The sequence below is a fragment of the Streptococcus pseudopneumoniae genome, assembly GCF_038148955.1.
In the GTDB taxonomy this organism is placed as follows: domain Bacteria; phylum Bacillota; class Bacilli; order Lactobacillales; family Streptococcaceae; genus Streptococcus; species Streptococcus pseudopneumoniae_T.
This window is the reverse complement of sequence record NZ_JBBJZY010000018.1, coordinates 35,387-43,681: the sequence shown is the minus strand read 5'-3', so window position 1 is coordinate 43,681 and position 8,295 is coordinate 35,387. Positions and strand designations below refer to the sequence as shown.

The window sequence follows — 8,295 nt, the reverse complement described above, 5'->3', positions numbered from 1 at the left end:
CATGAATACAAGGCTATCAAGCGTTACTGGAAGCTCATTCAACAAGATAGTCGTAAACTCAGTGATAAGCGATTTTATCGCCCTACTTTTCGTATGCACTTAACCAATAAAGAGATTCTTGACAAGCTTTTGAGCTATTCAGAAGACTTGAAACACCACTATAATCTCTATCAACTCTTGCTTTTTCACTTTCAGAATAAGGAATCAGAGAAATTTTTCGGACTTATTGAGGACAATCTTAAGCCGGTTCATCCTCTTTTTCAGACTGTTTTTAAAACCTTTATCAAGGACAAAGAAAAAATTGTCAACGCTCTTCAACTACCCTATTCTAACGCAAAATTGGAAGCCACTAATAATCTCATCAAGCTTATCAAACGAAATGCCTTTGGTTTTCGGAACTTTGAAAACTTCAAAAAACGGATTTTTATCGCTCTGAACATCAAAAAAGAAAGGACGAAATTTGTCCTTTCTAGATCTTAGCTTTTCATCAACCCACTACAGTTGACAAAGAGCCAAAAAAGGAAGCAAATTCACTTCCTTTCTATAATTAGTTATTCAAGGCTGCTGCCATTGTAGCTGCAACTTCAGCTTCAAAGTCGTTTGCAGCTTTCTCAATACCTTCACCAACTTCAAAGCGAGCGAACTCAACTACTGAAGCGTTAACTGATTCAAGATATGCTTCAACTGTCTTGCTGTCATCCATGATGTAAACTTGTGCAAGAAGTGTGTAAGCTTGGTCAACTTTAGTGTTGTCAAGCATGAAGCGATCCATTTTACCTGGGATGATTTTGTCCCAGATTTTTTCTGGTTTACCTTCTGCAGCCAACTCAGCTTTGATGTCAGCTTCAGCTTGAGCGATCACTTCATCAGTCAATTGAGATTTTGATCCATACTTCAAGTGTGGAAGAGCTGGTTTGTTAACCATTGCACGGCTTTCGTTATCTTGGTCGATAACGTGGTTCAATTGTGCCAACTCATCTTTAACAAATTGCTCATCCAATTCTTTGTATGAAAGAACTGTTGGTTTCATCGCTGCGATGTGCATTGAAATTTGTTTAGCAAGTGCTTCGTCTCCACCTTCGATTACAGAGATAACACCGATACGTCCACCGTTGTGTTGGTATGCTCCGAAGTGTTGTGCATCTGTTTTTTCAATCAAAGCAAAGCGACGGAATGAGATTTTTTCTCCGATAGTCGCTGTTGCAGATACGTATGCAGCTTCAAGAGTTTCACCTGAAGGCATAGTCAAAGCAAGTGCTTCCTCATTATTAGCTGGTTTTCCTTCAACGATTGCTTTAGCTGTTGCGTTTACCAACTCAACAAATTGAGCGTTTTTCGCAACGAAGTCAGTTTCAGCATTTACTTCAACAACTGCTGCAATGTTACCGTCAACATAAACACCAGTCAAACCTTCTGCAGCAACACGGTCAGCTTTCTTAGCTGCTTTTGCCATACCTTTTTCGCGAAGCAATTCAATCGCTTTTTCGATATCACCTTCCACTTCAACCAATGCTTTTTTAGCGTCCATAACACCAGCACCAGATTTTTCACGCAACTCTTTAACAAGTTTAGCTGTAATTTCTGCCATTTTGATTCTCCTATATTTTTTAAAAATAGGAGAGCCGGGCTAAGCCCCGCCCTCCTAGGTAATTACTATTTATATGAATTAAGCGTTGTCACCTTCTACAACTTCAACGATTTCTTCAATTGAATCTGCTTGAGTTTCTGAAGCTGCAAATTCTGCTTCAACCGCTGCTGCATCTTCACCTTGACGTCCTTCGATGATAGCGTCAGCCAATTTAGCTGTGATCAATTTAACAGCTCGGATAGCATCATCGTTAGCTGGGATGATTACATCGATATCATCTGGATCAGTGTTTGTATCAACCATCGCTACAACTGGGATTCCCAATTTTTTAGCTTCTTTAACAGCGATTTGCTCTTTATGTGGGTCAACTACGTACATCACATCTGGGATACGAGGCATATCTTCGATACCACCCAAGAATTTTTCAAGACGTGCACGTTGTTTGTTAAGAAGTGCAACTTCTTTCTTAGGAAGAACTTCAAAAGTTCCATCTTCTTCCATACGTTTGATTTCTTTCAAACGAGCGATACGTTTTTGGATTGTTCCCCAGTTTGTAAGAGTTCCACCCAACCAACGGTGGTTGATGAAGTATTGACCTGAACGTACTGCTTCTTCAGCAACTGCATCAGCTGCTTGTTTCTTAGTACCAACGAACAATACAACCGCATCGTTAGCTGCTGCATCACGCATGAAGTCGTATGCTTGGTCAGCGTATTTTACAGTTTGTTGCAAGTCGATAACGTGGATTCCGTTACGCTCTGTAAAGATGTATTTAGCCATCTTAGGGTTCCAGCGACGAGTTTGGTGACCAAAGTGTACACCAGCCTCAAGAAGTTGTTTCATTGAAATTACTGCCATGAGTATTTCTCCTTTTTGTTTTTTTCCTCTTCTTGACTTCAACTCGCAAAACGACCCAAGAGCAACTGCTTCACAATTCATCAAGAATGAGTATTATCGTTCACACGACAATTTTCATTTTACCATACTTTTCCAATATTTTCAAGCTATTTTGATATAATTTTTAATAGGGATTGTCACGGTAAAACCTGAAAAGAGGGCTCTATTCGAGTCCCTCTGTAATTAGTCTGCATAAATATATGTTACAAAACCTTCAGAAGTCGTTGTTGGATTGAACCATCCACGGTGATTTCCAATTGTACGATTACCTGCATAATTTGATTCTGATACTTGGATACGTGTTGTTGATTCAACAGCTGTAACAACCGCTACGTGACCATATCCACCATCATTCCAACATGCAATTGCTCCGACTTGAGGTGTTGAACCTGTACGGAAGCCTGCTGCTGCTGCACTTGTAGCCCACTGTGCTCCATTACCCCAGTAGTCTCCAGCCCAAGGTGCCAAGGTTTTTACTCCCCATGTACATTCACCAATTGGATAAGTTGAGGCATTTGTGTTATATGTTGGACGTACTTTAGCCTGAACAGGTGCTACTGCAGATTCAGATACTGCTTGTACCTGTGCTGCTAGGTTTGTATTACCTGAAGCAAGTACTGATTGTTGTTGGCTAGCTTGTTTTTCTTTATAAGCCGCTTCTGCTGCTGCTGCTGCACGAGCCTCTGCCTCAGCAGCTGCCTTTTGTTCTAATAGACTTGCTTTTTCCCCTTCAGCTGTCGCTTTCTCAGCAGCAAGACTCAATTCAGCAGCCTTTAGTTCTGCCTGTTTCGTAGTCAATGCTTGAGCATCATCAGCTAATTTTTGTTGATTAGCAATTACAGTATTGATAGCATCATTATTTGCTACTTGTTTTTCAGAAATAGCTTTTTTATCTGCCTTTTGTTGTTCTAACATTTTGTTGTTTGCAGATACGATTTCACTCATTGCAGCAACACGTGAAATAGCTTCTGTAATTGATTTTGAGTTTACGATTGTATTGATGTAGCTAGTTGCGGCTCCATTTGTTTGAGCACTACGAGCTTGTTTTTCCAAAGATTGGTTACGAGAAACAATGTTTTTAGAAAGTTCTGTAATCTCACCCTCGAGTTTCTTAGATTCTGCTTGTAATCTATCATTTTCAGATTGCAAGTTAGATTGCTCTGCTTGAATAGCAGATACTTGCTCCTGAATTTGATCAACCTGTTTTTGGGCTTCTTCTTGTTGTGCTGTTAAGTTACTAATTTTATTATCTTGAGCAGCAATTTTGTCATCAGTCGTTTCTGCATGAGCAGTCGTCAATACTGCTGCCTGGGAAACCATTACTGTACTTAATAAAAGCGAGGCTAAGATTTTTTTCTTCATGGTTAATAAATACTCCTTCTGTTTAAGACAATACTAGTATACCAAAAAAAACTCCAATAAATATTACGCCTTTGTTACATTTATATGTCGTTCTTATAGATAATATTTTTCAAAAATAAATTGAAAAACAGTAATCCATAAAAAATTTAAAATCATCGTCGGTACCAAGCTATAGACTATAAAAATCGACATGTTATCCACTGTCAGCCCTACCATAAAAGCCAAAAGATAACTACCCATTTCAAACAGGAAGGTCAGGACAATCATAGAGAGCATTCTTGTCCAACGATTCAACAAAATAACACTATTCAATTTATGAAGAAAGGCTCCCAATAAGATAAATAAGAGAGTTGCAATCCCTATTAGATGGAAAAAGTAAACATCATAAACCAAGCCTATAACAAAACAATAGACTAGATAGAGATACTCTGATACTTCTATCGTCTCAAATAAGAGAAATAGAAAAAGAAAATGACTAGCCAAATGTATATGGGGGAAAAATGAGCCCAGAATCTGGCTAATATGGGCGTCAATTAGAACAAAGAAAGGAAGCAATAAAAATACTCCAACCCGCTTCAACTGTCTCATTATGAATTCCCCACTAATTCTATCACATCCACATTATGAGTATCTGCACTCAATTTAACAGTTACTTCTCGTGTCAAATAGTCTGTACTATGCGTTGTGGCAACCACTTCACCAACAGGAATATCCGCAACATTAAAGTTTCCTAATCCACCCGTTGTCACCTTATCGCCTGCACTAATATCGCTATTACTATTTAATTGGCTAATTTTAAGAACTTCATTTTCCTTGTCATAGCCAACAATAATGCCATAAATTGTAGTAGAACCATGTTGAATTTTAACAGAAATCTTATCAGCATTTTCCGTATTTGTCAGAAGATTGACCATAGTAGAGTTGTCCTCTACTTTTGAAACACTCCCAATCAAGCCACCATTTGCAATTGCTAACATGTTCTCAGAAACCCCTTTTGATCTACCTGCATCTAAGGTCAACTCCTGCTTCCAAGATACCGGAGAACGCATAATAACATCTGCTGCTAAAGTCTTTGTAGCTTGCAATTTAGACTTCATATCAAGCAATTGGCGCAGTTGTTCATTTTCTGTCTTTAAACTTTCCGCCTCATTTGATTTAACTTCTAATTGGTAAATCTGTTTCTTCAAACTTTCATTTTCATTATATGTTCGTGTCAAATGAGCCAAATCTGATTTGACAGAATCAAACCACCGAAAAGGTTTTTGCACAACTCTATCAACCAATGAAATTCCATCTCCTAATTTTGTCACCATTGTACTTGAATAAGTCGTCGCTAAGAGAGCTGAGACAAGCAGAACAGTGACAAAAACAATAATGACATATTTTGATTTTTTAAAACGGTTCATATCCCTACCTTTATATCAAAAACTGTTACAGTAACTTTTAATCAATTCTTTAAATGCTACTAAGATTTTAAGAAAAATAAGCAACAACCAAGTACGAGAATAACAAGAATAGTCAGCGTATCCTTTCGAGTCCATTCCAATTGTCGGTATTGACTTCTGCCTTTTCCACCCTGATAACCACGCGCTTCCATGGCGATAGCCAAGGAATCTGCACGTTTTAAACTTGTCGCAAAAAGAGGAATCAAAATAGGAATCATAGCCTTTACTTTTTGAACAATACTTCCTTCTCCAAAATCCACTCCACGCGCCTTCTGCGCATTCATAATCCGCGTCGTATCATCCATCAAGGTTGGGACAAAACGTAGACTCATAGACAGCATCAATCCAATTTCATGAACTGGAACTTTCACGCGCTTTAAAGGCGCTAACAAAGCTTCGACAGCTGAGGCCAAACTTAAGGGCATGGTTGTTAAGGTTAACAAAGTTGAAAAGAAAATAATCAATACAAAGCGACAAAAAATAATTCCAGCTTGTTGCAAAGCATAATCCGTGATTCTCACAAACGAAAACTCAAATAAAACATTCCCATTAGAAATGAAAAACAGTTGAAAAATAGTTGTGAAGGCAATCAAGAAAAACATAGATTTCAAGCCCTGAATAAAAAATGAAATAGATACTCCTGACAAGGCAATAAATATCCCTGTTGCTATAAAAAGAATCAGATTCGTCAAAGGATTATTAGCCCAAAAAACGATCAAAATCAGTAGCATCATAGCCAGTAATTTGCTACGTGGATCCAATCGGTGAACAATCGAATTTCCTGGGATATAACGCCCCAAAATCATACTATCCATTTAGCGACTCCTTGAACTCCTCTATCTTAATCGGTAATCGTTTAAATGACACGCCTCTATCAGCCAATCGTTTACAAAAGGCTGTAATTTTAGGTACTCCCAACTGCACTTCTTCCATAAAGACAACATCTTGAAAGACATCACTCGGTTTTCCCCCCTTAACTAAGCGTCCCTTTTCCATTACATAGACTTGATTCGCATATTCAGCAACATCATCCATCAAATGCGTTACTAAGACAATGGTCATCCCTGACTGATGGAGTTTTTTGAACAAATTCATCAACTCTTTTCTACCCAGAGGATCCAGGCCTGCTGTGGGTTCATCTAAGACTAATATAGCTGGCTCCATGGCAAGTATGCCTGCAATGGCGACACGTCTCATTTGTCCACCTGACAGCTCAAACGGACTGCGATCAAAAAGTGATTCCTCAATTCCAACCAAAGCCAGTTTCTCACGCGCAATCTGCTCCGCATCTTCTTCAGAAACTCCAAAATTTTGCGGTCCAAAAGCAACGTCTTTCAAAACCGTTTCTTCAAAAATCTGATTTTCAGCAAACTGAAATACCAAGCCAACCTGTTTTCTAATTTGACGAATATCTTTGTTTTTAGAAGTCGAAGTGATTAAGGTATCAAAAACCCTCACACTCCCTTGACTTGGCACCAATAAACCATTTAAGAGTTGTAAAATAGTTGATTTACCACTACCTGTATGCCCAATTAAGGCCGTATAAGAACCATCTTCAATCGTTAAAGAAACATCCGACAAAGCTGTTGAAGCTAAAGGAGTCCCTTCTTGATATGTAAAACTCACATTTTCTAGAGCAATTCCCATAACTTATCCTCTAGCTCACTTTCTGTCAAATAATTTTCAGGCAAATCATAGCCATTCTGGCTCAAAGAATGTTTTAATTGATTAGCAAAAGGATCGTCCAATCCAATTTGATCTAAATCATTTCGAGAGAAAAGTTCCCTTGGACTACTAGTTGATTCAATTTCCCCTCTTTTCATGACCAATACGCGATCACTCATAGCAACTTCTTCCAAATCATGTGTAATGGAAATGACCGTCATATCATAGTCTTTTCGAATTCCTTTTACTGTCTCAATCAGTTCTCTACGACCCTCAGGATCCAACATACTCGTTGCTTCATCTAGGATTAAAATAGCTGGTCTTAAGGCTACAACACCTGCAATGGCCACACGTTGCTTTTGTCCACCTGATAGACGCGCCGGCTCTCTCTTTTTAAAGTCCAACATGCCAACCAAATCCAGAGCTTCCTCCACTCTCTTTTTCATTTCTTGACGAGAAAGTCCTTGATTTTCCAAACCAAAGGCAACATCATCTTCAACAGTCGCTCCAACAAATTGATTGTCTGGATTTTGAAAAACCATACCGATTTGACGACGTATATTCCAAACATTCTCCTCAGTCAGCCGTTGGCCATCAATTACAATCTCTCCAGATTCTGCTTCCAATAAGCCATCAATTAACCGTACTGTCGTTGATTTGCCACTACCATTATGCCCTACAATCGAAAGCCATTCTCCACGTTTCACGTGAAACGTAATATCCTTCACATCGTAGTATTTCTGATTTTCTTTATAGCGAAAAGAAAGATTTTTTACATCAATTATTGATTTCATTTCGAACCAAATGTCCCTTTAAATACATAGGCACTACCCTTGAAATAGTCATAGCCAGAGTAGATAGTGAAAAATAAGGCTACATAAAGTAGAACTTGCCCAAGCAAAGTCCAATGTAATAGCAAGAAAATAATCGCAAACATCTGACTGAAAGTTTTAATTTTTCCAGGCATGGCTGCTGCTAAAACTGTTCCACCAGTTTCAACCAGTAAAAGCCTTAAACCTGTCACAGCCAACTCTCGGCAGATAATCACTGCAACTATCCAAGCAGGAGCCATACCTAACTCAATCAGCATAATAAAAGCCGACATAACTAGTAGCTTATCCGCCATAGGATCTGCAAATTTTCCAAAATTACTGACCACATCCCATTTACGAGCTAAATATCCATCTAAGTAGTCTGTAATACTGGCAATAGCAAAGATAATAGCTGCCACTATATGACTCTCTATCGAATTTCCTACTGTTAAAATAAAGATAAAAATAGGTATAAAAAGAATTCGACCTATTGTTAAGAGATTTGGAATTTGTTCTTTTTTCATTT

At 38.4% G+C, this 8,295-nt stretch carries 10 protein-coding genes; 1 reads left to right on the top strand and 9 read right to left on the bottom strand.

Going from position 1 to position 8,295, the window contains the following annotated elements; all coding sequences use genetic code 11:
- Positions 1-480 (top strand): transposase (locus WKI23_RS07340; protein ID WP_368079454.1); only part of this gene is annotated, 480 nt, incomplete at its 5' end.
- A 67-nt stretch (positions 481-547) separates the two neighbouring features.
- Here WKI23_RS07340 and tsf read toward each other — a convergent pair.
- The 9 genes from tsf to pgsA all read right to left on the bottom strand — a co-directional run bounded on the left by tsf (position 548) and on the right by pgsA (position 8,293).
- Positions 548-1,588 (bottom strand): translation elongation factor Ts, encoded by a 1,041-nt coding sequence (tsf, locus tag WKI23_RS07335; protein WP_050391223.1) that lies wholly within the window; start codon positions 1,586-1,588, stop codon positions 548-550.
- Between the two features lie 78 nt (positions 1,589-1,666).
- Complete coding sequence (gene rpsB / locus WKI23_RS07330; protein WP_014017378.1) at positions 1,667-2,446, bottom strand: 30S ribosomal protein S2; 780 nt, start codon at positions 2,444-2,446, stop codon at positions 1,667-1,669.
- Between the two features lie 222 nt (positions 2,447-2,668).
- Complete coding sequence (pcsB, locus tag WKI23_RS07325) at positions 2,669-3,847, bottom strand: peptidoglycan hydrolase PcsB (RefSeq protein WP_368079453.1); 1,179 nt, start codon at positions 3,845-3,847, stop codon at positions 2,669-2,671.
- A 93-nt stretch (positions 3,848-3,940) separates the two neighbouring features.
- Positions 3,941-4,435 (bottom strand): rod shape-determining protein MreD, encoded by a 495-nt coding sequence (mreD, locus tag WKI23_RS07320; protein ID WP_368079452.1) that lies wholly within the window; start codon positions 4,433-4,435, stop codon positions 3,941-3,943.
- Positions 4,435-5,253, bottom strand: a complete 819-nt coding sequence (mreC, locus tag WKI23_RS07315; protein WP_368079451.1) for a rod shape-determining protein MreC — start codon at positions 5,251-5,253, stop codon at positions 4,435-4,437. The genes mreD and mreC overlap by 1 nt, the downstream gene beginning before the upstream one ends.
- Before the next feature lie 59 nt (positions 5,254-5,312).
- Entirely contained in the window at positions 5,313-6,107 is a 795-nt protein-coding gene (locus tag WKI23_RS07310) for an energy-coupling factor transporter transmembrane protein EcfT (protein WP_368079450.1), read from the bottom strand.
- Positions 6,100-6,939: an energy-coupling factor transporter ATPase gene (locus WKI23_RS07305; RefSeq protein WP_224219091.1), complete on the bottom strand. Its 840-nt coding sequence runs from the start codon at positions 6,937-6,939 to the stop codon at positions 6,100-6,102. The genes WKI23_RS07310 and WKI23_RS07305 overlap by 8 nt, the downstream gene beginning before the upstream one ends.
- On the bottom strand, positions 6,924-7,751 hold the full coding sequence (locus WKI23_RS07300) for an energy-coupling factor ABC transporter ATP-binding protein (protein ID WP_368079449.1): 828 nt from the start codon (positions 7,749-7,751) through the stop codon (positions 6,924-6,926). The genes WKI23_RS07305 and WKI23_RS07300 overlap by 16 nt, the downstream gene beginning before the upstream one ends.
- Positions 7,748-8,293, bottom strand: coding sequence for a CDP-diacylglycerol--glycerol-3-phosphate 3-phosphatidyltransferase (gene pgsA / locus WKI23_RS07295; protein WP_368079448.1), 546 nt, complete (start codon positions 8,291-8,293; stop codon positions 7,748-7,750). The genes WKI23_RS07300 and pgsA overlap by 4 nt, the downstream gene beginning before the upstream one ends.
- Positions 8,294-8,295: the final 2 nt, after the last annotated feature.

Bases quoted from the DNA above. Each gene is read 5' to 3' on its own strand.
- tsf (WP_050391223.1), bottom strand. From the start codon at position 1,588: ATGGCAGAAATTACAGCTAAACTTGTTAAAGAGTTGCGTGAAAAATCT.
- rpsB (WP_014017378.1), bottom strand. From the start codon at position 2,446: ATGGCAGTAATTTCAATGAAACAACTTCTTGAGGCTGGTGTACACTTT.
- pcsB (WP_368079453.1), bottom strand. From the start codon at position 3,847: ATGAAGAAAAAAATCTTAGCCTCGCTTTTATTAAGTACAGTAATGGTT.
- mreD (WP_368079452.1), bottom strand. From the start codon at position 4,435: ATGAGACAGTTGAAGCGGGTTGGAGTATTTTTATTGCTTCCTTTCTTT.
- mreC (WP_368079451.1), bottom strand. From the start codon at position 5,253: ATGAACCGTTTTAAAAAATCAAAATATGTCATTATTGTTTTTGTCACT.
- WKI23_RS07310 (WP_368079450.1), bottom strand. From the start codon at position 6,107: ATGGATAGTATGATTTTGGGGCGTTATATCCCAGGAAATTCGATTGTT.
- WKI23_RS07305 (WP_224219091.1), bottom strand. From the start codon at position 6,939: ATGGGAATTGCTCTAGAAAATGTGAGTTTTACATATCAAGAAGGGACT.
- WKI23_RS07300 (WP_368079449.1), bottom strand. From the start codon at position 7,751: ATGAAATCAATAATTGATGTAAAAAATCTTTCTTTTCGCTATAAAGAA.
- pgsA (WP_368079448.1), bottom strand. From the start codon at position 8,293: ATGAAAAAAGAACAAATTCCAAATCTCTTAACAATAGGTCGAATTCTT.